The sequence below is a fragment of the Thiosulfatimonas sediminis genome (genome assembly GCF_011398355.1).
In the GTDB taxonomy this organism is placed as follows: Bacteria; Pseudomonadota; Gammaproteobacteria; order Thiomicrospirales; family Thiomicrospiraceae; genus Thiomicrorhabdus; species Thiomicrorhabdus sediminis_A.
In genome coordinates this window covers 2,100,915-2,126,800 of record NZ_AP021889.1, presented here as the reverse complement: position 1 = coordinate 2,126,800, position 25,886 = coordinate 2,100,915, and the positions used below count along the sequence as shown (strand labels likewise).

General features: G+C 46.1%; 20 protein-coding genes. 12 read left to right on the top strand and 8 right to left on the bottom strand.

The annotated features are described in order from the left end of the window. Positions 1-90: 90 nt before the first annotated feature. On the bottom strand, positions 91-1,146 hold the full coding sequence (gene fni, locus HRR27_RS09965; protein WP_173273384.1) for a type 2 isopentenyl-diphosphate Delta-isomerase: 1,056 nt from the start codon (positions 1,144-1,146) through the stop codon (positions 91-93). Between the two features lie 14 nt (positions 1,147-1,160). Continuing rightward, entirely contained in the window at positions 1,161-2,225 is a 1,065-nt protein-coding gene (locus HRR27_RS09960; protein ID WP_173273381.1) for a hydroxymethylglutaryl-CoA reductase, read from the bottom strand. A 197-nt stretch (positions 2,226-2,422) separates the two neighbouring features. On the opposite strand from HRR27_RS09960, the gene HRR27_RS09955 reads away from it, so the two are divergent. Further along, on the top strand, positions 2,423-2,701 hold the full coding sequence (locus HRR27_RS09955; RefSeq protein WP_173273378.1) for a peptidylprolyl isomerase: 279 nt from the start codon (positions 2,423-2,425) through the stop codon (positions 2,699-2,701). Between the two features lie 83 nt (positions 2,702-2,784). Here HRR27_RS09955 and HRR27_RS09950 read toward each other — a convergent pair whose 3' ends face one another. Next, positions 2,785-3,423, bottom strand: a complete 639-nt coding sequence (locus tag HRR27_RS09950; RefSeq protein ID WP_173273375.1) for a lipid-binding SYLF domain-containing protein — start codon at positions 3,421-3,423, stop codon at positions 2,785-2,787. A 356-nt stretch (positions 3,424-3,779) separates the two neighbouring features. Here HRR27_RS09950 and HRR27_RS09945 point away from each other — a divergent pair, with 356 nt between their 5' ends. The 3 genes from HRR27_RS09945 to ggt all read left to right on the top strand — a co-directional run bounded on the left by HRR27_RS09945 (position 3,780) and on the right by ggt (position 8,277). Next, the gene (locus HRR27_RS09945; RefSeq protein WP_173273371.1) at positions 3,780-4,373 is read left to right on the top strand and encodes a LemA family protein; all 594 of its coding nucleotides are present in this window, start codon (positions 3,780-3,782) and stop codon (positions 4,371-4,373) included. Positions 4,374-4,375: 2 nt separating this feature from the next. Then, positions 4,376-6,349, top strand: coding sequence for a M48 family metallopeptidase (locus HRR27_RS09940; RefSeq protein WP_173273368.1), 1,974 nt, complete (start codon positions 4,376-4,378; stop codon positions 6,347-6,349). A gap of 128 nt (positions 6,350-6,477) precedes the next feature. Then, positions 6,478-8,277, top strand: coding sequence for a gamma-glutamyltransferase (ggt, locus tag HRR27_RS09935; protein WP_173273365.1), 1,800 nt, complete (start codon positions 6,478-6,480; stop codon positions 8,275-8,277). Between the two features lie 101 nt (positions 8,278-8,378). Here the strand turns inward: ggt and HRR27_RS09930 are convergent, their stop codons facing one another. The 5 genes from HRR27_RS09930 to HRR27_RS09910 all read right to left on the bottom strand — a co-directional run bounded on the left by HRR27_RS09930 (position 8,379) and on the right by HRR27_RS09910 (position 12,016). Then, entirely contained in the window at positions 8,379-8,951 is a 573-nt protein-coding gene (locus tag HRR27_RS09930; RefSeq protein ID WP_197905405.1) for a cytochrome b, read from the bottom strand. Positions 8,952-9,159: 208 nt separating this feature from the next. Then, positions 9,160-9,654, bottom strand: a complete 495-nt coding sequence (tpx, locus tag HRR27_RS09925) for a thiol peroxidase (RefSeq protein WP_173273362.1) — start codon at positions 9,652-9,654, stop codon at positions 9,160-9,162. A gap of 64 nt (positions 9,655-9,718) precedes the next feature. Then, positions 9,719-10,606, bottom strand: a complete 888-nt coding sequence (locus tag HRR27_RS09920; RefSeq protein WP_173273359.1) for a 3'-5' exonuclease — start codon at positions 10,604-10,606, stop codon at positions 9,719-9,721. An 88-nt stretch (positions 10,607-10,694) separates the two neighbouring features. Further along, on the bottom strand, positions 10,695-11,102 hold the full coding sequence (locus tag HRR27_RS09915) for an HIRAN domain-containing protein (protein WP_173273356.1): 408 nt from the start codon (positions 11,100-11,102) through the stop codon (positions 10,695-10,697). Continuing rightward, entirely contained in the window at positions 11,102-12,016 is a 915-nt protein-coding gene (locus HRR27_RS09910; RefSeq protein ID WP_173273353.1) for a pseudouridine synthase family protein, read from the bottom strand. Before HRR27_RS09910 ends, HRR27_RS09915 begins: the two co-directional genes overlap by 1 nt. A gap of 81 nt (positions 12,017-12,097) precedes the next feature. Between HRR27_RS09910 and HRR27_RS09905 the strand changes: the two genes are divergently transcribed. The 8 genes from HRR27_RS09905 (at position 12,098) to ppsA (ending at position 25,886) form a co-directional block, all read left to right on the top strand. Beyond that, positions 12,098-12,772 carry a M48 family metallopeptidase gene (locus HRR27_RS09905; protein WP_173273351.1) on the top strand — a complete coding sequence of 225 codons (675 nt, stop codon included), beginning with the start codon at positions 12,098-12,100 and terminating at the stop codon, positions 12,770-12,772. Positions 12,773-13,157: 385 nt separating this feature from the next. Next, a complete protein-coding gene (locus tag HRR27_RS09900; RefSeq protein WP_173273348.1) occupies positions 13,158-13,367 on the top strand; it encodes a cold-shock protein in 210 nt (69 codons plus the stop codon). Between the two features lie 378 nt (positions 13,368-13,745). Beyond that, positions 13,746-13,955 carry a cold-shock protein gene (locus tag HRR27_RS09895; RefSeq protein ID WP_173273345.1) on the top strand — a complete coding sequence of 70 codons (210 nt, stop codon included), beginning with the start codon at positions 13,746-13,748 and terminating at the stop codon, positions 13,953-13,955. A gap of 513 nt (positions 13,956-14,468) precedes the next feature. Continuing rightward, positions 14,469-15,631, top strand: a protein-coding gene (locus tag HRR27_RS09890) for an IS3 family transposase (protein WP_173269189.1) whose coding sequence is annotated in 2 segments (ribosomal slippage) — positions 14,469-14,745 and positions 14,745-15,631 — 1,164 coding nt in all. Because the reading frame shifts where the segments join, the coding sequence is not laid out codon by codon here. A 536-nt stretch (positions 15,632-16,167) separates the two neighbouring features. After that, the gene (locus HRR27_RS09885; protein ID WP_173273343.1) at positions 16,168-19,032 is read left to right on the top strand and encodes a PD-(D/E)XK nuclease family protein; all 2,865 of its coding nucleotides are present in this window, start codon (positions 16,168-16,170) and stop codon (positions 19,030-19,032) included. Continuing rightward, positions 19,029-22,574, top strand: a complete 3,546-nt coding sequence (locus HRR27_RS09880) for a UvrD-helicase domain-containing protein (RefSeq protein WP_173273340.1) — start codon at positions 19,029-19,031, stop codon at positions 22,572-22,574. Before HRR27_RS09885 ends, HRR27_RS09880 begins: the two co-directional genes overlap by 4 nt. 21 nt (positions 22,575-22,595) lie before the next feature. Beyond that, a complete protein-coding gene (locus HRR27_RS09875; RefSeq protein WP_243830822.1) occupies positions 22,596-23,282 on the top strand; it encodes a class I SAM-dependent methyltransferase in 687 nt (228 codons plus the stop codon). 171 nt (positions 23,283-23,453) lie between these two features. After that, positions 23,454-25,886 (top strand): phosphoenolpyruvate synthase, encoded by a 2,433-nt coding sequence (ppsA, locus tag HRR27_RS09870; protein ID WP_173273337.1) that lies wholly within the window; start codon positions 23,454-23,456, stop codon positions 25,884-25,886.

The following is a 25,886-nucleotide window of genomic DNA, read 5'->3' as shown; positions in this document are numbered from 1 at the left end:
AAATCAAAAGTAACGTTGCTGAGCGCAATTTTAACCAAACGGCGAATTATAACGGTTTTTGTGTTCTCTTTCTGACCGTTTTCTTGCAAGTTATCCGCGCTGGCGGAGCATTGAATGCCATGGGGACTGCAAAATAAGGTCGCTATTACAGTGTAAATCGTCCAATTTTTCAATAGCGAGTAAAAACTGGACAGCTTGCAATTCTTGCTTGAACTGTTCAATTTTAGCAATCGTTTGTGCGGTTGAGTGCATCGCTGGTGGTAGCAACGGAGCCGCCGCGCCGACCATTTTGGCACCTAAAATAATGGCTTTGGCCATATCAATCCCAGAGCGTACGCCACCGCTGGCGATGAATTGCGCCTGGGGTAAGAAAGGGTGCGCCAGCATGAGATTTTCGGTTGTACTCAAGCCCCAGTCTTGTAAAGTTAGCCCAAGGTTGTTTTGCGAGCGATGCGCCTCGATACGACTCCAAGAAGTTCCGCCACGGCCGGCAAGGTCAAACCATTCAATTCCAGCATCCAATCCAAGTTGGATGTCGCTTGGACTTAAACCGGCTCCGACTTCTTTTAAGATTATTGGGACAGTGAGTCGATTTTTCAAGTCGGCGATTTTATCGGCAAGCCGTGCAAAATTATGGTCGCCTTCTGGCTGGATAATCTCTTGCAGTGGATTAAGATGAAGATAAATCGCATCCGCCTCTAAACAGTCAACAGCGCGTTGAATCTCATCGTAGCCAAAACCGTAATTGAGCTGAACGGCGCCAACATTGGCTATTAACGGAACACTAGGCGCATATTGGCGCAAGCGAAAACTCGCCTCAGCCGACGGATTATGAATCATGGTGCGCTGGGAGCCAACCGCCATTGGAACTTGGCAAGCTTCGGCCGCTTCGGCAAGATGACGGTTAATCGTCGCAAAATTATCGGCCGCGCCACCCGTCATCGATGAGATTAAAAACGGAAAGGCAATCGCTTGGCCGAGAAACTCACAGCGGCTGTCAATTTTGGCAAAATCCAACTCTGGTAGCGCACGATGCATCAAGCGAATTTGTTCAAAATCACTGCGCCGCTCAATTAGCGGGTCTTCCAAAATGGCTTGGATGTGATCTTGCTTGCGTTGCGTGATCTGTTGCTGCTCTGCGCTCATCGCGATATCCGTATTTAATTTTTGTGCGTGCGTTCGAGTTTGATATGCGCTTGCATCAACTCGCCCGGATTGGTCTGTGCCGCCAATAAGGAGAGCTCGCCGCAGAAAGCCGTGGCGGCAGCGATACAGGCGAGACGACGTGAGTTGACTCCCGGCTCAGCCGTTGGGTCAGCGCAGCCGAGCAGCTCAAGGTTTTGCCGGACAAAATCCAGCCCTTTGCCGTTACCAACACTGCCGACAATTAAATTGGGTAAGGTGGTCGAGAAGTATAGATCGCCATCTGGTGTGACTTCGGCATGGTTAATTGCTTGCGAGCCTTCGACAATGTTTGCCGCATCTTGACCGGTGGCTAAATAAAATCCCAGCAACATATTGGCAACGTGGGCATTCGCGGTACGCAAGCCTCCAGCGACGATACTGCCAATTAAATCCTTTTTAATATGCAAGTCGACCAACGCTTGTGGTGTGGTTTTTAAAAAACGTTTGCAGTATTTTTCTGAAATCGTACATTCACAGACCACATATTTACCACGGCCGAGAATCCCGTTTACAGCAGAAACCTTTTTGTCAGTGCAGTAGTTAGCGGAAATAGAAACATAGCGTAAGTCGGTATATTCAGCCAAAATCCACGGAATAATCTTGTCGGCGGCATTGGTTGCCATATTGTGCCCAGAGGCATCGCCGGTGTGGAATTCCAAACGTAAGTAAATTAAATTACCGACGACTTGGTAATGGGTATCAATTAATTTAGCGAAACGACTGCTTTCGCTGACAATCGCTTGCATTTCAGCGTGTCGAGACTCGATGCTGGATAGGTGCTTAGCCGCGATACCGGCGTGCGGCGCTTGCAGCAAAATAGAGCGCGTCATTCGTTCGTCAATCAGCGTGACACGGATGCCGCCAGCGTGTTTTGCAACACGCGCGCCACGTGCCACCGAAGGCCAAAGCGGAGTTTCATAGGTTGCCATTGGCACCATTAAGTCATCAGCGTTGACATCGCCGATGAGTTTAAATGGGCCAACCGCCTGCATTGGAATGGAGGCGAAAGCTTGGGTAGGGGGTGTTGTCTGGTTTTTCATAGCGCGTATTATAAAAGCTGGCTCAAACTTTGGGGGAGAGTTTTTCATTGATACAGGCTTGAAAATTTTCCATTCGCCCTTACATTGACTAAGAGCAATTTAGGGAAGACTAAAAAAGTCTTCATTGATGTAAGCGACGTCATTGGAACTGAGTTTGCATCTCCTTAGCCAAATCGAAAATACAAAAAGGAATGAACATGGCTTTAGCAACGGCACGTCACATTTTGGTGGCAACAGAAGAACAGTGCAACCAGCTGAAACAGCAAATTTTAGACGGCGCAGATTTTGCCGATGTGGCGAAAGCCAATTCACAGTGTCCATCCGGCGCGAACGGCGGTGACCTTGGTCAGTTTGGTCCAGGTATGATGGTGCCTGAATTTGATAAAGTGGTCTTCAGCGCGGATATCGGTTCGGTCGAAGGGCCTGTTAAGACGCAATTCGGTTATCATTTATTAGAAGTGACTAGCCGCAGTTAAACGGCGCATTACTCTGCAAAAAAGCCACGGTGTTTCGAGAGAGAGCCGTGGCTTTTTATTTTTAGCGGTGCTTTCACTGAGGGTTATGCAGGATCAAAACTGAATTTTTGTCCGCTTATGACCGCTTCATACATTAAACCAGCTTTAACCAGCGAGAAAACCGCCATGCCTTTGTAATATTGACCTTCGGCCGCGACGTATTCATCACCAGCGTTGGCGGTTGCTGAAGTGCCTTTGGTTGAGGCTTCCATCGAAGCGCCGGCTTTAATCACCACTGCAGATGCTTGCGCGCCAAATTCAAAACTGCCGCTGGTAAACTCATCATAGGCTCGTTGGTCTTGGAAGAAGATGATTTGGCTGATTGCTTGTCCGCCGAATTGGAAGCCGACGGTGGCTTGGGTGAGTGACGTCATGCCGGTGAAGGTGCCTTGACGGTACACGCGGCCTTGGCCGTAAGCGCCGCCGATGACAAATCCAGCTTTACCGACCACTGGGAAAATGGCATAACCATAGGCGCTGTCAAAAAAAGCCGCTGATTTTGGGGCGTTTTGAAAGGCGCGAAGGGTGTCCACATAGTCTTTGTCGGTGCTAGGGGCAAAAATATCGCTTTTGGTTTCTGGTTCCGCTTGCTCTTGTAATACCGACTCTGCTTGTGCCGGAATACTAAAACTGAAAGTACACGTGGCAGCGAGTGCGGTAAGCTTAATCCATTTTGTTAACATTTTATTTTCCTTTTGAGCCTTGATTTGTAGCCGTGTTTCGGCAGTATACATTGCCTAGGGGGCTTGTTCTGTGTCTCCACGGTCATTTTAATACGAAATTATGCGGTATTTCGCGACTTTTGTCTGGGGGGATATTGAAGCAAAGTTTAAGCAGCGGTTGTCTGGCGAGAGGTTTTCACTTTTAATAACCAAGGGCGCAAAAAATAGGTCTTTATTGGTTGCAATGAATAAATTGTCTCTGGCGAGTTATTGTTTGGTAGGTGCTTGGGAAGTTTGGCTCTGGCAGCAACCACTTAGATTTATCATGTGTTTTTCTTGGCGAGTAGCTTCATAAAAAGGTTATCAAAGGAAGGTCTATGGCGACGTTTTTAATTGTTTTGGCGCTGTTGGTTGCGATGGCGTTATATTTTATTGGTATTTTTAACCAACTGGTCAAACTCAAAAATCGTTATCAAAATGCCTTTGCGCAAATCGATGTTCAGCTCAAACGTCGCTACGATTTGATTCCTAATTTGATTGCGGTTGCCAAGCAAGCGATGCAGCACGAGCGTGAAACCCTGACCGAAGTGATTGCGGCACGTAATCAAGCGCACGCCATTTTGGATAAAGCTGCACGGCAACCAGGTGATGCTGACATTATGCGCAGTCTACAGAATGCTGAAACTCAGTTGCAAAGTGCGCTGGGTAGTTTTAATTTATTGGTTGAAGCCTATCCTGATTTAAAAACCAATCAGACCATGTTAGAGCTGAATGAGGAACTTTCGTCCACCGAAAATCGTATCGCCTTTGCGCGGCAGGCTTTTAATGATGCGGTTATGTTTTACAACCAATACCGCCAGAGCTTCCCGCCGGTGTTGGTGGCTGCCAGTTTTGGTCACCCAGTCGATGCGGCTCTGCTGGAATTTGTGGATAAGGCGCAAATTGAGCAAGTACCGCAAGTGCATTTTTAACTATGGATTTTTTTAGGGCGCAGGAACAGGCACAGCGTAAGACGCGTTGGCTGTTGTTTTGGTATGTCTTGATTCTGTTTAGTGTCTCGTTTATCGCCTCTTTGGTGTTAATGCTGTTAATGCCGATTTTTTCGCATGGTTATCTGGTTTTAAATAGTGAGTTGCTGTTTACGCAGCTTTACACTTGGCAAAATTGGCCGATTTTTGCTGGGGTCAGCGCTTTTGTTTTTGCGGGTGCGGCGCTGAATTCCTGGTTTAAAGCTCGAGAACTGGCAACCGGCGGCGTGGCGATTGCAGAGCAACTCGGTGCCCAACGCATTCCTTTGAATACTCGGAATCCTTTGCAGAAGCGCGCCTTAAATTTGGTCCAAGAGATGGCGATTGCCGCTAATATGCCGGTTCCGCAACTGTATTTGTTAACGCAAGAGACGGCGATTAATGCTTTTGCGGCCGGGCTCTATCCTTCTGATGCAGTGATTACCCTGACACGAGGGGCCTTGGAACGATTGGATCGCAATCAATTACAAGGAGTGATTGCGCATGAGTTTAGTCATATTTTAAATGGCGATATGCGTCTTAATTTCCGTTTAATTGTATTGCTACACGGCATCGGTTTTATTCGTTCAATTGGGCGTTTTATGAGCCCTTCACGGCGACAGCAAGCAAGGCATTCGCGTGCCAAAAAAGGCCAAGGGATTGCGGCAATTGTCGGACTTTTATTGCGTCTGGTTGGTTGGTTGGGCGAACTGTTTTCGCGCATGTTGCAAGCGAAAATCTCGCGCGAACGCGAATATCTTGCCGATGCCAGTGCTGTGCAATTCACTCGGAATCCGCAAAGTATCGGCGGCGCTTTAAAAGTTTTGGCTCATGCGCAGGGGCGCTCGTATTTAACGCAAGATAATTTACATGAAATCGCGCATTTGTTTTTTGCGCCGGCACTGAGTCGAATGTTTTCCTGGTATGCGACTCATCCGCCACTGGATGCGCGGATTCGGCGTATCGAACCCAACTGGGATGGCGTTGGTTTAGAGGGGTTGCCGTTAGAGAAGGTCAACACGCATTTACAGCAGGATGAATTACAAAGTAATAGTCAACTCGCTGGCATTCAGATGGAACGTTTGCAGAATTTGGCTCTTTTGTTGCCGTTATTACAACACGGCTTAGCACCACTGAGTGCCAATCAAGAAACCCAAGCGCAAGCGTTATTGGATTCGTTGCAATCGCCATTGGATGCGATGGCGATGGTGTTGGCGGTTTTACTGAACAAGCAGATTGCTCCGGAGGATGCTGCGCAAAACGGCTCGGTGTTGCTTAAACGATTGCTGGTCGCTTTTAGCGCCTCAGAAAAGCAGCTGTTCGATCAGACGCAAGGCTTAGCGGCAGCATTGACGCAACAGCTCGATTGTTTACAAAACTTTCCGCAGCTTAACCGCTTGCTGCTGGTTGAATTGGCGATGCCTTCTTTAAAACAGTTGTCAGCAAAGCAGTATCAGAATTTGCAAACCTTTCTCAACGCGGTTGCACAGTTTGATGGTCGTAGCAGCTTATTTGAAAGCGCGTTAATTGGTTTGCTTAAATTATATTTGCGTACCGATCCGGCCTCTCGCCGTGAAGGGCGGGTGCAGCGTTTCAGTGCTTTTAAACCAGAAATTCAGCTGCTATTTTCTTATTTGAGTCAAAAAATTGCACAGAGTGCACTGCCGGAACGGGATTACCAACAGGCATTAGCCTCGTTACAGCTGCATGATCTGCCATTGATTCCCTCAGTACAGCTTAGTGAGCGAGAAGTCGAATTATCGTTGTCTAAATTAAAGAAATTGGCTTGGCAGCGTAAGGGGGAGTTGTTACAAGCGATGGTTGAGCTGATTGAGCGCGATGGGAATTTAGCCGCAACAGAAGAGGAGTTGATTTTGGTGATGGCATTAACCCTAGAAGCGCCTTTGCCAAGGTTTACTCTGAACGCACAGCATGCGTAGAAAAGATGTGAATTGTTTATTTTCTGGGTAGGTTTCTTATCAATCATTGAATGGTCGCGTTTTGCAATCGGTAGTCAAGTGTGAATAATGAATGGCATTCTTTATTGTGAAATTTTTGAGTTAAACAGATGTTGTTAAAAAATAAATTGTTCTCTATTCGTCGCTATTTTTTACTTGTCGCACTCTGCTCTGCATCGGCCCAGGCACAGATTTTGCAGGCTGTGCCCAGTCAATTGCAAGCCGATGTCGCTGTCCAAACGATTCAAACGGCACAATTCAACGGCGCCTACGCGATGCCGGATGAGTTTAGCGCTCAGGTGGTGGAAACGGTATTTGCTAAGGGCGGCAATGCGATTGATGCGGCCGTCGCAGCGGGTTTTATGTTAGCGGTCACGTTTCCTGAGGCAGGCAATTTAGGTGGCGGCGGTTTTATGACCTTAGCGTTTGGCTCTGGAGAAGTAAAGCAGGCGGCTTTTTTGGATTATCGTGAAATGGCGCCGAAAGCGGCCTTGAGCGATCTGTACTTGGATGATAAAGGTGAGGTGATTCCCTATAAGTCATTGGTCGGTTATGCCGCTTCTGGGGTTCCGGGAACTGTAATGGGGTTGTGGCAGGCTCATCAAAAGTTTGGAACTTTACCTTGGGCGGAATTGCTGCAACCAGCGATTGATAAAGCGTCACACGGTTTTGTGGTCCCAGATGCTTTGGAAAAGAGCGCGCAGTGGTACCAAAACTGGGTGGCGGACAAGAGTGTGCAGCCGCTGAATTTTAGCCAATATTTTTCGGGCTTACAGAGCGGTAAGGTGTTTAAACAAACGCAGTTGGCGAGTACCTTGACGCGTATAGCCAAGCAGGGCGCTGTGGAGTTTTATCAAGGCAAAACCGCGCAGTTGTTGGCCGCGCAATATCAGAAAAATGGTGGCCTTATTACGCAGGATGACTTGAACAACTATCAAGCCAAATGGCGCACACCGGTGAAAGTGGATTGGTTTGCGCAGCAAATCGTCTCTGCACCGCCACCAAGCTCTGGTGGAATTGCAATTGCTCAGTTGTTGAAAATGTATCAGTTTTTAGAGCCGCAGTATCGTGCAGCGCTTGCAGACGCGGAATTAGCCGGTGTGCCGAAACAGGCGGTGCAAGCCCATTTTTATGCGGAGTTGGCTAAGCGAGTGTTTGCGGATCGGGCGAAACACCTCGGCGACAGTGATTTTTATCCCGTGCCGGTAGCCTCGTTAATCGAAAACCGTTATTTACGAGAACGAGCTGAGCAAGTGAATTTTCAAGCGATTTCATCAACGGAAAACATTCAGCCGGGCAAGTTTGAATCACCGGAAACCACGCATTTTTCGATCATTGACCCCTATGGGAATGCGGTTGCCAATACTTATACCTTAAATATGCCTTTTGGTAATGGAGTGGTTATCGAGGGCGCTGGGTTTTTAATGAATAATGAAATGGACGATTTTTCGACTAAGCCTGGTGTGGCGAATCTGTTTGGTGTGGTAGGTGGCTCAGCTAATCAAGTTGCGCCGCAAAAACGAATGTTGTCGTCCATGTCGCCAACCTTGGTGTTGCAAGACGGCAAGGTGCAAACCGTGTTGGGTTCGCCGGGCGGTTCGACCATTATCAGTTCGGTATTTCAGACCTTGATAAATCTCTATCGTGAGGAGATGAATGCCCAGCAAGCGGTGAATGCGCCAAGAGTGCATCACCAATTATTGCCTAAGGATGTGATTGTCTATCATCCGGAGTTAGCGGACGATGTGAAGCAGGAGTTAAGCCTGTTGGGTTATCAACTTAAACGCCATAATTATTTAGGGGATGTGCAGTTACTATGGCATTCCGAGGACGGTTGGCAAGCGGCCGCCGATATGCGTGGGCGAGGAGTGGCTAAGGTGTTAACAAAAAACGCCGCGATTCTTCGGTAATGGTAAGCGTTCGTATGTTGGGGCCTTGCCGTCGTTTATGCCAGAGCGATCTCCCCTTGATAGCCCCATCATTCAACCTATCCGCTATGCCTTCTAAAGACTTAAAGACTATTAGCGCTATTGGTTTGACCGTTACGACCGAGCATACGCATTAGGGTGGCATCATGCCAAAGGTAGTGGTGCAAGATACCGGCTAATGCATGCAGACCAATCAGTAAATAGCCAAATTGCCCTAGAATTTCGTGACTTTCTTCAAAAAATTCTGCCAAATCATGGTTTTCCATTACCAATTGCGGTAATTGCGTGCCAAAAATAAGCAGTTGCTTGCCTTCGGCACTGATGGTTAGCCAGCCTAGAATTGGCATGAATAACATAAAAACGTAAAGCGTCCAGTGCATGATTTTACTGAGTTTTTGCTGCGACGGTTCTGCACTTAACGTGACTGGCTGCGTTTGGAATAGACGTAAACTCAGGCGGATGAGTACGAGTGCTAAAATACTTAGCCCAAGCATAAAATGAATGTGCTTAATTAAATCGCGTGTTTCGCTGCCTTTTTCAAATAGGCCACGCATTTCGATACTGGCGAAAGCGGCGAGGATGAGTAGTGCCATCAGCCAGTGTAAGCTAATCGACAGCCATCCATAATGCTGAGTGTTGTTTTTCCAGTTCATCATTCAATCTCCTCAAAATTGTTTTTTTCTTATTACACAGCGATTTGCTAGTAAGGGCATCGGGCAAAAGGAGGTCAAAACACGCTAAAAATCGCGGTTACAACGATTTTAGACATCTGTCTATTAAAAGAAAATTGGTGTTGGAAAGTATGGTTTGAACGGTTTGAATTGGACTCTCACCATCTGAGCGATGGTGAGAGCACTAACGTGGTTAGGCGTTTAGTGCGGCCAGCGCGGCAGCGTAGTTTGGTTCTTGGACAATGTCAGCAACTTGTTCGCTATAGATGATTTCGCCAGCGCCATTAATGACGATAATGGCGCGTGATAAAAGTCCTTTAATCGGGCCGCTGGTGATTTCTACACCGTAATCGTGGCCAAAGGTTGAGCGGAAAGCAGAAAGCGAGGTCACTTTATCCAGCCCTTCGGCACCACAGAAACGACTTAGTGCAAATGGTAGGTCTTTGGAAATGCACACTACGTGTAAATCGGCGTTTTTTTCTATTTCGGCATTGAATGTACGGGTCGACTGCGCGCAAACACCAGTGTCGATACTTGGAAAAATATTTAGCACAATGGTTTTGCCTGCATAATCGGCCAAGGTTTTTTCCGAAAGGTCTTCTGCAACCAGAGTAAATTCTGGTGCTTTTCCAGTTGGAAGGGTGCCACAAGTTTCAATTGCTGTGCCGTCAAGGGTTATGTTAGCCATTAAGCTGCTCCTCTGGTTTTTGAGTGATTTTATGAATAAGTGGATGTGCTATCTTAATCAAAATTTAGCGTGCTCGTACCGAAAAAGTGTCAGTCGCTTTTAACTTAAGCACGCTAGGATTGGGCGTATTGTTTTCTCTAAGCCATGCTTGTTCGATCTGCAGTTGATCGTCATCGAGAAGTTTTTTCCAAACACGCTGTGTCGCCTCCCATTGGTAACCGCGGCTGCGCAGTTGGTCTTTGATTTCAAAAGGCGCACCGGTCGCGGCGATAAGCGATTTAGCAATGCGAACTTTTTTCAATAAATAATGGAATGCCGGCATTTGAGCTTCGCCAATCGGTTGTGCCAGTAATTCTGAAAGCGCTTGCACATCATCTAATGCGCGATGTGCGCCATAGAAAAATTGACCGACTTTCCAGCATAAAAATTCTTGGCTTTTTGAGCCTACATTGGCAAGATTGTCCCAGTCGATTTGCATGACTGAACAGCCCCAGATTTTGCTGACAAATACCTCGTGGTAGCGTTCTAACACGGGGCGGTCAAATCCGGCATTATGTGCTACGCAGAGCTGCACTTGGGCGATGTCATCAGCCACTTGGTCCCATGGAATCTGTTGTCCTTGGACATCGGCCAAAGTTAATCCGGTGACTTTGGTTACCTCTGCGCTGATTTTTCCTTGTGGTTCGTTTAAAAAATTTTTGGCGCTCAGAACCCGATAAAAATGACCCTGACTGTCAAACTCGATGATTTGATAACCTAATTCAATAATCTCGCATTCAGCGGTATTTAATCCCGTAGTTTCGGTATCAATCACGCAGACACGATGAAAGGCATTATCGCCAGTGGCAGTATTAAATTGTTCGGTCGCTTTTAGGCGACGTAGCACTTGGAAATCATCGGATTGGTTGAGCATTTGCGCGCATTGCGCTAAGGCGGGATTGCTTTGATTCATGACCCCTCTTTTCTATTCATGTGTGATGGAAAGGAATGTTGAACGAATTGTGGCAGATTCAGACCGCGAGCGCAAAATATGCGACCCCTTAGGCGCGTTTTGCAAAGCGTTGCCATTGGTGTTTTTGGCGTAGCCAGATCGCAAACAAAGTGGCTTGGATGGCGCTCTGCCAGGGTAGCTGGGTTTGTAAGAGTAACTCGATTTCCATTGTTTTACCACGATGCAGATGCCAGCTGATGCGGTTTGAGAGTGCGACAATATGTGCATCGCTTAGATGCTGGCGTAAAATTTTGGCGAGTTGTCGAGGAATATAGCCTACTAAAAAAGTTTGCTCGGGCAAGTTTAACCAGATTTGGATCGCATTTGCGTCAAACGCATTATCCGGCTCTAGTACCAGATTTAAATGCCGCCCTTGGCTAATTAAGTGTAGGTCAAAGAGCTGCTGTGCACTGTAATAAAACAGCCCTTTAATCGGAAAGCGGAGCTGAATGCGCATTACCGCTCGGCAACCTCAATAAGGGTTAAATCTCTCTCGTTTAGTTGTATATCGCGTTCTATATTGTCAACAGGACAAAGCCATTGCAAACGATAGGCGCTGAGTTGTAAATCCACCGTTGTTTGCGGATCACCGTATAAACGGTCGCCGATAATTGGTAGTCCATCCGCAGATAGGTGCTTCCGAATTTGATGGGTTCGACCGGTTTCAATGGTGATTTGAATACGGCTAATAGGGCTTTGGTTAAGTATTGCACTGGCTTGCCAGATAAAATGGCTGCAGGCAGATTTACCGTCAATTGGCTGATGGTTTGACCACTTGGGAACTTGCGGTGTGCCCCAAACATTCGCCAGATAGGTTTTATGAATGCGTTTTTCTTCAAAGAGTTGAGTTAATTGCGCGGCTGTTTTTTTATTGTGGGCAATCAGCATTAAACCTTCAGTGGCGCGGTCTAGCCGGTGAATTTGCCAACAGGGGCGCGCTGTTCCAAAGAGGTTGGCTGAACGCAATTCCACCCAGCGCGGTAGGCTTTGAAAGTCGCCATATTTGGAACTTTGCGATAGCATTCCACGCGGTTTAAACCATAGTGAATAAGCGCCATAGTCGGCGACCAAGCGCGCCTGGATATTGTCACAAAGCAGGGCTTGTGCAAGTAAGCGTGGGTTGTAGTAAAAATCAATTTTTTGATGGCTTTTTAAGGTGCGTTTTAAGCGCCGAATCACTTCCGCTTTTTTGCCGCCATGATTTAGCCAAATAGCACCCTTTTGGGCAAAGTCTTTGAGTTGCGCTTTGCTAAAAGGCGTGGCTTCAGCCAAGAGGTCTAGGGCGTTACTATCGTGTTCGGCAATGACTTGAAAATGCTGGGTGTCAACGGCAGCATTTCCCGCGCCCTGGAAATTTTTGTGCTCTATCATCGGGTATTATAATGACTCAAAAGAATAGAAAAAATAAACGATTTATTATTCTATTTTGCCAGAAAAACCTGTGAGTAATGGATGAAAAAGATTAGAGCCTTAAATGACTATCCGCAAACTTGGGCGTTGCAAGTAGATCAGTGCGTTCTTGAAATTGCGATTAAATATACCCGGCGTCGTGGCTCAGTCGCATTAAAGTATCAAAACGGTAATTGGGTCTTTTATTGTCCGCAGAACCTTGCGCCGCAAAAAATTGCATCCTTATTGAAAGGCTATCAGGCTGATTTTGAGCATCTTATTGTGAGCCAGCAGCTTAAGTCGGCACCCTCTAATCAGATTCCGTCTATAGCAACAGAGTTCTCATGGCTGGGAGAAATGCGTTCGAAACTTGAGTTTGGGGACTCTTTGGAGCGTGTTTTAATCGGCGAAGCGCAACAGTATTTTACTGAGAAAGTTCCTTACTACGCCACGCAGATGCGGTTACAGCCGAAGCAAATTAAGGTGAAAAGCTATCAAGCCTGTTGGGGCAATTGTTACCATCAACGTGGCCTACTGCAATTTAATTGGAAATTATTACAAGCGCCTTCTTGGGTGGTGGATTATGTCATTGTCCATGAACTTGCCCATCTGGTTCACCCCAATCATTCCACCGATTTTTGGTCATTAGTACATCGGCATTATCCGCAAACTCCGCAAGCCAAACGGTATTTAAAAGAGAATGGGCAGCGGATGATGCACTTAGCCATCGCGGAATGAACCATCTGTTTGACAAAATGTGCAGTGCATTTTACGTAAAAATGCATAATAACTCTGCATTACGCTTAATAACGCCCGATTTTTGACGGTTTTATCGAGAGTGCTGTCAAAATGTATTGGATTTAGCTAAAATGATTATTTGCAATGTTGGCGTTTTCTGCAGGAAACAGAAAGAAGAGAAAACGAAATTATTTCTTGCAATAGGTGTGATTTCTCCGTACACTCAAAGACGCTAGAAAAATCCTTCAAGATTTACTTCCTTCATTTCGCTGTTTTATGTTTAGTAACACCTCGTCCTGCAGTATTTAAGTTCCGCCAGTTTTTTATCTCTAAGCACGTCATGCCTATTGCAGGCAAAATTTTTTTCAAAATTTTAGGATTATATATGTCTAATACAGTTAAAGGGACCGTTAAGTGGTTCAATGAAACAAAAGGTTTCGGATTTATTGAACAACAGTCTGGACCAGATGTTTTCGCACATTTCAGCGCAATTGTCAGTGATGGTTTTAAAACCTTGAATGAAGGACAAGCGGTTGAATTCGTGGTTACGCAGGGGCCAAAAGGGCCTCAAGCTGAAAACATCGTAGTACTTTAATTTGCGATTCAACAGAGTCGTCGCGTTTGAAAATTTGCGCCGTGAAGGGCAAATAATTTTTCTAAAAAAATGGTTTCGTCATGCGACGATGATTGTTGTGGAATTAAATAGGCCTAGTCTGTTCAATTTCGGCAAATGAGAAAAGCCAGCGTTTTGCTGGCTTTTGTTGTTTTTTAGCTTTTAAAAGCGTTGAACGAAACTTAGTAAGCATGGTTTGGTTGCCGTTAGGTCGATTAAGCAGGGCATGTTTGATTAATGCAGATTAAGTTTTAAATGGACAGTTTCAGTGGTTTTTGGGTATTGAATGTATAATTCGCGCGTTGTTTTGACGGCTAGTATTGGTTGCAATTTAAGTTAATGAGCAATTTAAGGACAAAAATGTCTAATAAAATAACAGGCACAGTAAAGTGGTTCTGTAGAGCAAAAGGCTTTGGGGTGATTGAGCAAGAGTCAGGACCAGATGTTTATGCTCACTTGAATGCGATTGTCTGTTCTGGATTTAAAACCTTAGAGCAGGGGCAGCGGGTAGAGTTTTTGATTAAACCAGGATTGAGTGGTCCGCAAGCCGAGAAAATTGTCGTACTCTAAATATTTGATTTAAACCCTGTGGAGCATTTTCCATGCTCTCGAAGATATCTCGGTCGGCTATTTCTATTTAAGTGGATAGTAAATAAAAGGACTGCAGAATACCTACACTTTCTTAATTGTTTTTGTCAATTTCACACAATGTCTTTTGTGTATTAGAAGTTTATTCGCATTAATTCCCATTCATATGAAAACAAGATTCAGGTATATAAATTCTGTGATTGTTTTAGTTGATTTTAGTCAGACTGAAGCAAGTCTGATTTAAAATTTCCAAACCGTGCTGAAAAACCTGCAAACGAATTGTGTGGTTTTGTCCGCGAAAAAAGGCAGCAATATGCTGGCTTTTTGATTTTTAAGCGAGATCTTTGGCTTGAAATTAATGAGGCCAGCAGCGTAATCAGTTTGGGTTTTTATCGCGCATAAAGGCAGCTTGGCGTTTATCTAATGTTTGAACTGGTCTAATAGCAGTGGACACTTTTATAAGAGACAATAGATGTTGTCGAACTAGGAGTGATCATGAGTCAAAAGAGAACTTATAAAACTTACACCGATGAGTTTAAAAAAGAAGCCGTCGCGTTGGTAACGGATCAAGGTTACAGTGTGGCAGAGGCGGCTGAATCCTTAGGTGTCAGAACGAATTTGATTTACAAGTGGAAAGAGAAGTTTGAAGCCCAAGCCAATGGGTCAGCACTGAGTCAGGATGAACGCGCTGAGTTGAAACAGTTGCGCGCTGAAAACAAGCGCTTAAAACTCGAAAAAGAGATCTTAAAAAAAGCTTCAGCCCTTCTGGCGCAAGACATCCGATAACGTTTTCATTCATGGATGAATTGATTCAGGAGGGCTTGCCAGTTAAGCCTGTGAGCCAAGTGTTGAAACTCAGTCGTTCAGGCTATTACGCATGGAAAAAACGACCTAAAAAGGCAATCAAGACAGAACAACTTGAACTCTATCGTACAGCCAAACAGCTCTTCAAAGAGAGCCGTGACAGTTTGGGCTCTCGTGAACTCGCCAAAGCCCTTCGTAAGGCTGGGTTTCTCGTCAGCCGAGAGAAAGCACGTCGGCTCATGAAAACACTGGGATTAGTCGTCAAACAGCGTCGAGCTTATAAAATAACGACTAAGCGTAACCTGACACATCGAGTGGCGGATAACTTGGTTAAGATGAAGTTCAATCCAAGCGCGATGAATCAAGTTTGGGCAGGCGATATTACCTACTTGAAAACACCTGAAGGTTGGCTGTATTTGAGTGTCGTAATGGACCTGTATTCTCGCCGCATTATCGGTTGGGCCGTGAGTGAACGAATGACGGTCGAACTCGTCATGCAATCCTTACAGCAAGCGTATTGGCTACGAGGGCATCCCAAAGGCGTGATTTTTCACAGTGATCGTGGTTCTCAGTACACTAGCAAACGGTTTGCCACACTACTGGCTAAGCAAAATATGACAGCCTCTATGGGCGATGTCGGAGCCTGTTGGGATAATGCCGTTGTTGAACGATTTTTTGGCAGCTTAAAACATGACTGGCTGTTTAAAGCCTATCATCCAACACGCGAGAGCATGAAAAAAGACGTAGCAGATTACATGCGTTACTACAACTTAAAAAGGCTTCATACTGCGAACGGTGATTTGACGCCGATTGAGTATGAAAATTGTAAAAACCAAGTGTCCAAAAAAGCTTGACCAGAACAGTTTGTAGCAAGCACTCTATGTTGTCACTCTGACACTCATTCTCGTTGCCATTCCCAGCCCCCGTGGCCTCAAGTTGATTTAAATCCAACAGGTCAATATTCGTTTGATCGGCGTGCACTTGTGCAAAATTATGCTCAGAGAGTTTTTTGCCATCGATCGTTGCATTAGTGAACCAGCCCACCATCGCTACCGAGGCAATTAAACCGCCATAGATTGAAAAAAAAGAGGAGTAAGTTAATCGGTTAATCAGTTTTGTGGATACAAACCATACAACCAGAAAAATCACCGTTAAAAACAAAAAAGAGGTCATATTTTTGTGCCTAATTAATAGATATTTCTAATTACTTTAATTGATTTTTAAGGCTCAAGGAAATTTTTTTTACTGTTGTCGTGAAATATTTTGTGGTGATTATAATTATGTAGTTTTTGAGTTAGTTTTGTATAGTGTGACTACTTTTATTGGTTAGACGAAAAAGTAAAATGATTTAAAATCACCGCACTTATTTTTATAAATGTCTAGGAAAACAATGCCTATTTCTCATTCTCAGCAAAATACTCTGCATCTTTGTGCGAACAATCGTTTGGCAATGTCGCTAAGGCAGCAAGCTGTTCAGCAACAAGCTGAAACCGCAGCGCAAACCTATCGTAAAGTGGTGCCTATGTTACAAGCCACGACAATTCAGCATTGGTGGCAGCAGTGGCGTGATGATGTGGCATTTAGCGGTTTAGGCCGTCTTGATTATCAGCGTTTGCTGTGTGATTTTGAGGCGGTATGGTGGTTTGAAAAGGCGCTGTTAGTTGTGATTAACCGTGGGGAAAAGCATGGTGAAGATCCGGTGTTATTAAATCCGCATCAAACGGCCAAGCAGTTGTATCAGGCTTGGCAGCTAAGCCAAGAGTTTCTTACGGACGATTGGTTGCAAGAAGTCTTTTTGAATCCTGAAAATCAATTATATAAAGAAGTCAGTGACGTTTATCAACAACAGTTGGCTAAGCATCATTGGTTTGATGCCGTACTGTTGCAAAAAGCCTCTTTGGCACTTTTAGAGGCATTAATCAACGAGCAGCCTGCGGCGCTTAAAGCGTTTTTACCACAGCGCGTTGAATTGCATGGTTTTGATGATTCCCCACCGTTTTTGCAGCAGTGGTTGGCTTTGATGGCAAAAGCTGGTGTGCAGATTATTGAAGAAATCGCCGAAGAGAAAATCCCACACAGTACCCAGCTTTTTGCCGCGCAAGATGTCGTCGATGAAGTACAGCAAGCGGCTGCTTGGGCTTGGCAAGTTTTGCAATCGATGGCGACAACAAAGCAATGCAAAATCGGCATAATCGCTCCAGACATGCAAGTTTATAAGCAGCCTTTGCAGAGTGCTTTGGATGAGTATTTGGTGCTCCAAGGCGCGCAGAAATTCGCTCTGCTTAAAGAAGACGATAAGTTGTATAACTTGTCACTCGGCCAGCCATTGAACACCATACCTATGGTTCAAAACGCATTGTTGAGTCTAAAAATGTTCTTACAGCCTCATAAACCGTACCGTTTTTCGGAGTGGAGTCAGTGGCTGATCTCGCCTTATACGCAAGGTGATTTGACCCAGCGTCAGCAGGCAGATTTACAATTGCGTCGCCTGCAGTGGTCGCAGATTAGTTTGCCGCGCTTACTGAATGAGTGTGTTGATTATCTGGAAGATGAAGAGCGTTTATTGCCGCTGATATTGCCAAAAGGGTTATTGCAGGCTTTAGAGCTGCAAGCGAAACAGTCTTATTCAGGCAAGCTTTCGCAACAGCAGTTTATCGAAGCGTGCCAAGAGACGCTTAATCGTCTTGGATGGCCAGGAACCCGTACTTTGAGCAGTCGAGAATATCAGCAACAGCAAACTTTTTGGCAAGTGTTAAATCGTTTTGCCGCAATGCAGGGGTTGAGCAGTGAGCAGAGTATTACACAGTGGTTGCCTTTATTGCAGAGCTACATTGCTGAGCAACTTCATCAACCGCAGACAAAAGGCGAGCCGCCGATTCAGATTATGGGGATGTTGGAAGCTGGTGGTCAGGCGTTTGATGCACTTTGGGTGCTGGGGTTGAGTGACCAAGCCTGGCCGCGCGCAGCCAATCCCAACCCGTTTATACCAATGCATTTGCAACGTGAGCATAAAATGCCACGCGCAGATGGGCATCGCGAACTGTTGTACGCTCAGCAGATTAACCAGCGTTTGAAAAATACGGCGGCGCAATTGGTTTTAAGTTATCCGCGTTTTTCTGGTGATGCTGAACTGTTAGCATCCCCGCTTTTGACGGGCTTTGAAACAACGCCTTGGCAAAAATTGTCCTTTAACTCTATAGCACAACAGCTCTTTACGGCGCCAAGCGTCGCGCCACCGACGTTGTCATTATGGCCTGAGAATCCACACATCGAATGGTCTTTAGACGCCTGTGGTCCGCAAGTGCCGGAAGGCGATAATGCACCCGGCGGCAGCGGTATTCTTCAGGCACAGAGTCAATGTCCATTGATGGCGTTTTTGGATTATCGGCTTGGGGCAAAATACGGTTTGCAGCAGGTTGAAGAAACCTTACAGTCAACAAATCAAGGTTCCATGCTACACCGAGTTTTGCAGTTGGTTTGGGAAGAATTAAAAACCCAAACGGCGCTTTTGGCCTTGAATGACGATGCACTGAACGAATTGCTTGACGGGCATTTGCAGAGCGTGTTTTCAGAGGCGCGTAACACCCTGAGCGAAAGTCTATTGCGCCTAGAGCAAAATCGAATTAAGCAGCTCTGCTGGGATTGGTTGAAACTGGAAAAAGAGCGAGCCAGTTTTATCAATGTGGCGACCGAACAGGAGGTTTATATTACCTTGGCGGGCATTACCTTTAAGGTCATTGTAGATCGTATCGATCAAGTCGAAGGCAAGGCCTTAATTATTGATTATAAAAGCGGTAAAGCGAGCATTAACGACTTATTAAAAACACCTTTGCAAGCCCCTCAATTGGCGGTTTATCTGCACGCCTTGGCGCAAATTTCCCAAACCTCTAAGGATCGGATTGTTATGCCGTTGAGCGAGCAAATCTGCGGCATCGGCTATGGTCTTTTACATTCGGATGATGGCGTGAGTTTTAGTGCCTTAGTGGATACAGAAGCGGTTTTGCCAAAAAATGGCGTGAAGGTTTTTAGCAAGTTGTCGGAAAACGAAAAGAGTGAGTTTTTTCAGGTGCAATGGCAAGATTTATTGGACGGATTAAAAGCAGAAGTTGTCGATTTAGCGCGGCAGATTCAGCAAGGGGATGCACGAATGCAGTTTGCGAAATTGGACGATATTCAATATGCCAGTGCCTATTTAGCGCTGCGAGTTCCCGAGGTATTGCAGCAACAAGCGCACACTGAGGAGGATGCAGAATGAATAATATGAATCCTACTTATCCAGATGTTCAACAGATCTTTGCTTTAGAGTTAGATGGTCAGCTCGATGATGCGCAAGCTCGTTTACAGGCGATTGACCCTTTTCATTCGTTTATTGTTCAAGCACCCGCGGGCTCTGGAAAAACCTCGCTGTTGACGCAGCGCTATTTGGGGCTCTTGTCGCAGGTGAAAGCGCCGGAACAAATTGTCGCCATGACTTTTACCAAAAAGGCGGCGGCAGAAATGCGCGAACGGATTATGAAAGCACTGCAACTGGGTGCCCATTCTCTAGCAGAAGACGCCGGTTTGGTGGAGCGAAACACCTGGAAGTTGGCACGAAAAGCTTTGCAGCAAGATCAAAATTTGGGGTGGCAGTTATTAAATAACCCGAATCGCCTGCGGATTAAAACCATTGATGGTTTTAATAGTTTTTTGGTTGGCCAGATGCCGGTGCTGTCCAAAATGGGAACGCAATTGAAGTTAAGCGACAAGCCGCAGCAAGTCTATCAAGAAGCGGTGCGCCAAGTATTGCAAGAAGAGGATTTTGTTCCTTTAGTAGAGCCCTTATTGATGCTGGTTAATGGGCGTTACACGCGTGCAGAAAATTTATTGTGTGCGATGCTTGCGAAACGTGATCAGTGGATGGACCATCTGCAATATGTCGATTCGGGCGCTCGAGAAGAGCTGCAAAATGCATTGAAGGAAATTGTGCTCAGTGAATTGCGCCAGCATCGGCAATCGCTAAGTAAAGTCGAAGCCTTATTAGCAGAAGTTTGCGATATTGCTGATTATGCACAGCATAATGACCAACCGGATTTAGTGAATATTGCCAGCGCATGGCCGTTTGCTGAAAATGATACTGAGTCCTGGCGGGTGCTGGCGGCGTGGGTTTTGACCAAAGACAGCAAAAAAGTGCGAGCCCGGCTTACCAAAAATGAAGGGTTTCCGACGGGTAAAGGGTTAGCTAAGGAGCGCAAAGAGCAGATGGTGCAAGTCTTGCAAGGCATTAGTGATGCCGATGATTTGCAGGGGACTTTGGTGAGTGCATTGGCGGCGTTAAAAGACTTGCCTGACCCGCATTACACTGATCAGCAGTGGCAGATATTGCAAAGTTTAATGCAGTTGTTAAAAATCTGCGCAGGGTATTTAAAGCTGGTTTTTCAAAGCCGTGCTGAGGCAGATTTTATCGAAATCGCGCAGTCCGCTTCTCAGGCATTGGGGCATAAAGATGAGCCAACCGATTTGGCGTTGCAACTGGATTATCAGATTCAACATTTGCTGATTGATGAGTTTCAAGATACCAGTAGCAAACAGTTTGAGTTAGTCGAGAAATTGGTTGCCGGTTGGCAGGAGGACGATGCGCGCACCCTGTTTATAGTGGGCGACCCAATGCAATCTATCTATCGTTTTCGTGAAGCCGAGGTTGCGAATTTTCTCAAGGCGTGGCAAGGACGTTTGGGAAATGTGGCGCTGCAACCGTTGAATTTAACCGTCAATTTTCGTTCACAAAAACAAGTGGTTGATTGGGTTAATCACACCTTTCAAAAAGTCTTGCCCAAAAACGACGACATGGCTAAAGGAGCGGTCAAATTCAGTAAAGCCTTGACCCAACGAGATGATCTGGAGCCAGCTGTATTCCACCATTGGGAGTGTGCTGGCGACGGCCAACAAAGCGAACGTATTGTTGAGTTTATCGTGCAGCGTTTAAGCGAGTTGCGTCAGCAAGAAGAGGCAAGAAATGAAGCTCTTTATAGCCGGAAAATTGCGATATTAGGACGTTCCCGTTCGCATCTAATGGTGATTGCGCAACAGTTGAAAAAATCGGCAATTGCTTTTCGTGCGGTCGAGTTGGAGGCCTTGAAAGATCGCCAAGAAGTGCAGGATTGTCTGGCGTTGAGCAGAGCGTTTTTGCATTTGGGTGATCGTGCCGCATGGATTGCGTTATTGCGTTCTCCTTTAGTAGGTTTGAATTTGCATGATTTGCACGCCTTGATTGCTGATAAGCCTTATAAAACGGTGGTGTTTTGCCTTGAGCAGGCTTTGCAACCGAATGGCTTGATTGATTTTAGCCGTCTGAGTGCGGAAGGGCAGGCTCGTATTATGCAAACTTGGCCCATTTTGCAGAATGCCATTGCCCAGCTGGGTGTACATCCGTTTAGCAAGTTAATCAAAGAGTGCTGGTTGATGTTGGATGGTGCTTTGAGTGTTGAAAACTCGGTCGCTTTACAGAATGTTGCCTCCTATTTTGAGGTGCTCGCGCAGTTTGATCACGATGTTTTGGGTATGACGCTTTTAGAATCGTTGGTCGAGACCCTCTATGCCAGTGCGGATGCCTCTGAGGCAAGTCAGCAAATTGAAATTATGACGATGCACAAATCCAAGGGATTGGAGTTTGATACGGTGATTTTGCCAGGTTTAAACAAAAAACCGCGCAATAAAGATCCGGAGTTGGTGTCTTGGTTTCAGTTTATGGATACCAAGCAAAAAGAGCATTTAGTGCTGGCGCCGATTGATCAAAAAGGGCAAGAAAAGTCGTATTTAAGTCGCTTGTTAACCCAGTTTGAATCACACAAACAGCAATATGAGTTGGGGCGATTATTGTATGTGGCGTGTACTCGAGCCAAAGTGCAGTTGCATTTGTTTGCCGAGTTGAAAATACAACAAGACACCGATGTTACGCTTTTTGCGCCGACGAAAAGCTCGATGCTTGAAGCGCTTTGGCCGGCGGTTCAGACGTCGGTTGTGGCAGCGATTGAACAACAACTCAACAGCGCGTCATTGGACGATAAACCTGTTGCGATGCAAGCCCCGTCGATTGCGGTCGCTCGTTTGCCATTACAGCGAAAGGGTTTGTTTGCTTACCTGGCGCATCTCGACAGACCTCAATTACTCAAAAATAAGAACAAGCCGGATGACGCGCCCAGCATCGCTTCGGTTGTAACACAGGGCGTCGTGCCAGAAACGCCGCAACCAGAGTATTGGCAGGCGGAGAATCTCGTCAGTAAAGCGGCCGGTAATCTGGTTCATAAAGTCTTAGAACAGTGGGCGCGTACTGGTATTGAACATGTTGCTGATATGGCCTTGCAAAAGCAGACTGATTTTTATCTGCGTTGGCTGCAGCAGCAAGGCTTGGATGCTGCGCAGACCCAACGTGCTTGGCAGAAAGTCGCCAGTTGTTTAAAAAATGCCTATGAAAACCCTCAAATGCGTTGGGCCTTGTCGCAAAGCCGGCAGCACGCGCTCAGCGAGTATGCACTCCAGTCGCTCAATGCACAGGGAGAAATTGAGCAGCACATTATCGATTACACCTTAATTGACGATGATGGAGTGCGCTGGATTATTGATTATAAAACCAGTGCTTGTGAGGTGTGCGACAGTGCTGCTCAGCGCGCGGAATTTATCGAGATGCAGCAACAGTATTACGCCCCGCAACTGCATCGCTATGCGGAACTTTTTCGTGCGCAAGAAAACCGTCCGCAAAAATTGGTTTTGTATTTAGCGGCCATTGATGTTTGGACAGAGGTGGCGAATCACGCCCAATAAAAAGCGCTTAATTTGGAGAAAATGATGGAAAAAACACAACAACAAATTTTACGTCATCATGGCGGTGATGGTGATTTTGCTCGGCAGATGATTACCCAAAGCTATGAGCGTCGTCACGACGTGGATTTTTGGGCGTTTTGGAATCAACAGCTTGCCGAGCCGATTGTGCGCGGTGATGTGCTGATGGATTTGGGTGCGGGCATTGGCCAGTTTGTCAACGACTTGGCGTTGCGCTATCCGGAGAATCGTGTGTTGGGTATTGAGGCGGCAGAATATATGTTGGTCGCGGCTTTGGATTTGCCGAAAAACGCACATTTACTTCGTGGAGATTTACTTGCGCCACAAGATTGGGGGGTAAATGGTCAAGTGGCTGCCGTGATGGCGAATATGTTATTGCATGAATTACCGCAGCCGGTGTGTTTAATCAAAGCTGTGTATCAATGGCTTAAGCCAGGAGGTCGTTGGTGCATTATTGATTTGGTGCGTCAGCCCTTGCAAAGTTATCTGGATCATAAGTTTCCGGCCAACAAGCTATGGCAAGAAACTATGCAAAATGATGAAGTTGCTACGGTTTTTGAGCATTTTTTAGAGCATAATCGCTACCATACCGAAGATTTAATCTATCTACTGCAAAGTGCCGGGTTTGTCGTGCTTTCACAGGAGCCCATGGGCAGAATGGTGCGATTGGTGGCAGAAAAACCGCAGTGATTTTACCGGTGGTTTCGGCTCTGCAATTCAGTCGTAAGAGCAGATCCAAGGCAGCAATTTTTGATTTCTCTTAAGTGGCTTTGCGATAGTTAAATATTGCTGGTTTGAAGTTTTGCTGATGTTTGTAAAAAGGCGTATCCTCTAAGCTCAATTCAAGTTAAGGGGACGCTTGTGAATCAGACTTCAACCCAGACATTTAACTATATTCGTTTTTTTAACGAGTTGCGCATTGAAGACGTACCGCTGGTTGGCGGCAAAAACGCCTCTTTGGGTGAAATGTACCAAGAGTTGGTGCCGCAGGGTATCCCCGTCCCGAATGGCTTTGCGATTACTGCCGAGGCCTATCGCTTGTTGCTTGAGCATAATCACCTCTGGTCAAGATTACACTCATTATTAGATACTTTGAACCCGCATGATTCGCTTGATTTGCAAAGCCGCGGTGCGCAAGTGCGCGAAGCGATTTACGGCGCGCAGATTCCTGACGAATTGTTTAATGAGATGGTCGCCGCCTATAACAGTCTGACCCAGCAATATGGCGAGGATATTTCATTTGCGGTACGCAGTTCGGCCACGGCGGAAGATTTGCCCACCGCGAGCTTTGCTGGCCAGCAAGACACGTATTTGAATATCAGCGGCATTCCTTCCTACATTGATGCCTGCAAACGCTGTTTTGCCAGCCTATTTACCGACCGAGCAATTCACTACCGGATTGATCAAGGCTTTGACCATTTTGAGGTGGCCCTGTCGATAGGCGTACAGCTGATGGTCCGTTCCGATATGGCCTCGTCGGGTGTGATGTTTACCATCGACACAGAAACCGGTTTTCAAGATGTGGTATTGATTACTGGCGCTTATGGTTTGGGCGAGAATGTGGTGCAAGGCGTGGTCGATCCGGATGAGTTTTATGTCCATAAACCGACCTATGCGAAAGGCTTTCGTCGGGTGCTAAGACGGCATAAAGGCGCTAAAAAAATCAAGATGGTATACGCATCAGACTCGAATCATCGTACGCCGGTGCGTAATGTGCCGACCAGTCATCTTGAGCGTGAAGCTTACTGTATTTCGGATAAGGAAGCGTTGTTACTAGCCGGTTACGCCAGCCGGATTGAAGCGCACTATAGTGCAAAAGCCGGTAAAGCGCGGCCGATGGATATTGAGTGGGCAAAAGACGGTAAAACGGGAGAATTGTTTATCGTTCAGGCGCGTCCGGAAACGGTGGCCTCGCAAACTCAACAACAGATGTTAAAACAGTATCAAGTTGCACCGGAAGTTGACGCTTTAGTACCGCTGGTCACCGGACGATCGGTTGGCAGTAAGATTGCCTGTGGGCCTGCAAGGGTGATTGAATCGGTGGCAAATTTGCATGAATTTCAAGCTGGCGAAGTGTTGGTCTCCGACATTACAACCCCTGACTGGGAGCCGGTGATGAAAATCGCTTCCGCCTTAGTAACGAATCGCGGTGGGCGGACTTGTCATGCTGCGATTATCGCCCGTGAACTGGGGATTCCGGCAGTGGTCGGTACGGCGAGTGGAACAGAGCGGATTCAAACTGGACAGATGGTAACGGTCTCTTGTGCGCAGGGCGATTTGGGGCGCGTTTATGATCGACAGCAGTCTTTTAAAATCATTGAAACCGATTTGAGCAGTTTGCAAAAACCAACCACGGAAGTGATGATGAATGTTGGTAATCCTGAAGTGGCGTTTTCGTTGAATACGTTGCCTAACGATGGGGTCGGTTTGGCACGCATGGAGTTTATTATCAACAATACCATTCAAGCGCATCCTCTGGCCTTGTTACAACCGGATAAGGTTTCTGAAAAGGCACAGCAGAGAATCGCCAAGCTTACCCAAGGTTTTGCTTGTGGTGCGGATTTCTTCGTGCAAAAACTCAGTGAAGGCATTGGTACTTTGGCTGCCGGTTTTTACCCCAAACCAGTCGTGCTGCGTCTTTCGGATTTTAAAAGTAATGAGTATGCAAACCTGATTGGAGGTAAGGCGTTTGAAGCGCATGAAGAAAACCCTATGCTCGGATTTCGTGGTGCTTCGCGTTATAACGATGAGCGTTTTGCACCAGCGTTTGCGCTGGAGTGTCAGGCGATAAAATTGGTACGCGAACAGATGGGGTTGGATAATGTTATTGTGATGGTGCCTTTCTGTCGTCGGGTGGAAGAAGCGCGTGCAGTGTTGGATAATTTGGCCGCTAATGGTTTGGTGCGTGGTCAGCAGGGTTTGCAGGTTTATATGATGTGTGAAATTCCGAATAATGTGCTGTTAATGGATGAATTTTCAGCATTTTTTGATGGTTTTTCGATTGGTACCAATGATTTAACGCAATTGGTTTTGGGCGTTGACCGTGATTCAGAAAAAGTCGCTTACGATTTCGATGAACGTGATCCTGGGGTCATGAAAATGGTGCAGTGGGCGATCGAAGGTGCAAAACGCAATGGTAAGCATATTTCGATTTGTGGCCAAGCGCCGTCAGATTTTCCTGACTTTGCGGAGTTTTTAGTTGCATTAGGGATTGATACCATCAGTCTAAACCCCGATTCGGTGTTAAAAACGTTACCGATAATTTTGCAGGCAGAAGCTAAGCGCTCCAATTAA

What these genes read in the sequence shown, in the direction of transcription:
- HRR27_RS09920 (WP_173273359.1), bottom strand. Translation starts at nt 10,606, where the DNA reads ATGAATCAAAGCAATCCCGCCTTAGCGCAATGCGCGCAAATGCTCAAC.
- HRR27_RS09905 (WP_173273351.1), top strand. Translation starts at nt 12,098, where the DNA reads ATGAAAAAGATTAGAGCCTTAAATGACTATCCGCAAACTTGGGCGTTG.
- HRR27_RS09900 (WP_173273348.1), top strand. Translation starts at nt 13,158, where the DNA reads ATGTCTAATACAGTTAAAGGGACCGTTAAGTGGTTCAATGAAACAAAA.
- HRR27_RS09950 (WP_173273375.1), bottom strand. Translation starts at nt 3,423, where the DNA reads ATGTTAACAAAATGGATTAAGCTTACCGCACTCGCTGCCACGTGTACT.
- HRR27_RS09895 (WP_173273345.1), top strand. Translation starts at nt 13,746, where the DNA reads ATGTCTAATAAAATAACAGGCACAGTAAAGTGGTTCTGTAGAGCAAAA.
- tpx (WP_173273362.1), bottom strand. Translation starts at nt 9,654, where the DNA reads ATGGCTAACATAACCCTTGACGGCACAGCAATTGAAACTTGTGGCACC.
- HRR27_RS09955 (WP_173273378.1), top strand. Translation starts at nt 2,423, where the DNA reads ATGGCTTTAGCAACGGCACGTCACATTTTGGTGGCAACAGAAGAACAG.
- ggt (WP_173273365.1), top strand. Translation starts at nt 6,478, where the DNA reads ATGTTGTTAAAAAATAAATTGTTCTCTATTCGTCGCTATTTTTTACTT.
- HRR27_RS09875 (WP_243830822.1), top strand. Translation starts at nt 22,596, where the DNA reads ATGATGGAAAAAACACAACAACAAATTTTACGTCATCATGGCGGTGAT.
- HRR27_RS09930 (WP_197905405.1), bottom strand. Translation starts at nt 8,951, where the DNA reads ATGATGAACTGGAAAAACAACACTCAGCATTATGGATGGCTGTCGATT.
- fni (WP_173273384.1), bottom strand. Translation starts at nt 1,146, where the DNA reads ATGAGCGCAGAGCAGCAACAGATCACGCAACGCAAGCAAGATCACATC.
- HRR27_RS09910 (WP_173273353.1), bottom strand. Translation starts at nt 12,016, where the DNA reads ATGATAGAGCACAAAAATTTCCAGGGCGCGGGAAATGCTGCCGTTGAC.
- HRR27_RS09945 (WP_173273371.1), top strand. Translation starts at nt 3,780, where the DNA reads ATGGCGACGTTTTTAATTGTTTTGGCGCTGTTGGTTGCGATGGCGTTA.
- HRR27_RS09940 (WP_173273368.1), top strand. Translation starts at nt 4,376, where the DNA reads ATGGATTTTTTTAGGGCGCAGGAACAGGCACAGCGTAAGACGCGTTGG.
- HRR27_RS09885 (WP_173273343.1), top strand. Translation starts at nt 16,168, where the DNA reads ATGCCTATTTCTCATTCTCAGCAAAATACTCTGCATCTTTGTGCGAAC.
- HRR27_RS09960 (WP_173273381.1), bottom strand. Translation starts at nt 2,225, where the DNA reads ATGAAAAACCAGACAACACCCCCTACCCAAGCTTTCGCCTCCATTCCA.
- HRR27_RS09915 (WP_173273356.1), bottom strand. Translation starts at nt 11,102, where the DNA reads ATGCGCATTCAGCTCCGCTTTCCGATTAAAGGGCTGTTTTATTACAGT.
- HRR27_RS09880 (WP_173273340.1), top strand. Translation starts at nt 19,029, where the DNA reads ATGAATAATATGAATCCTACTTATCCAGATGTTCAACAGATCTTTGCT.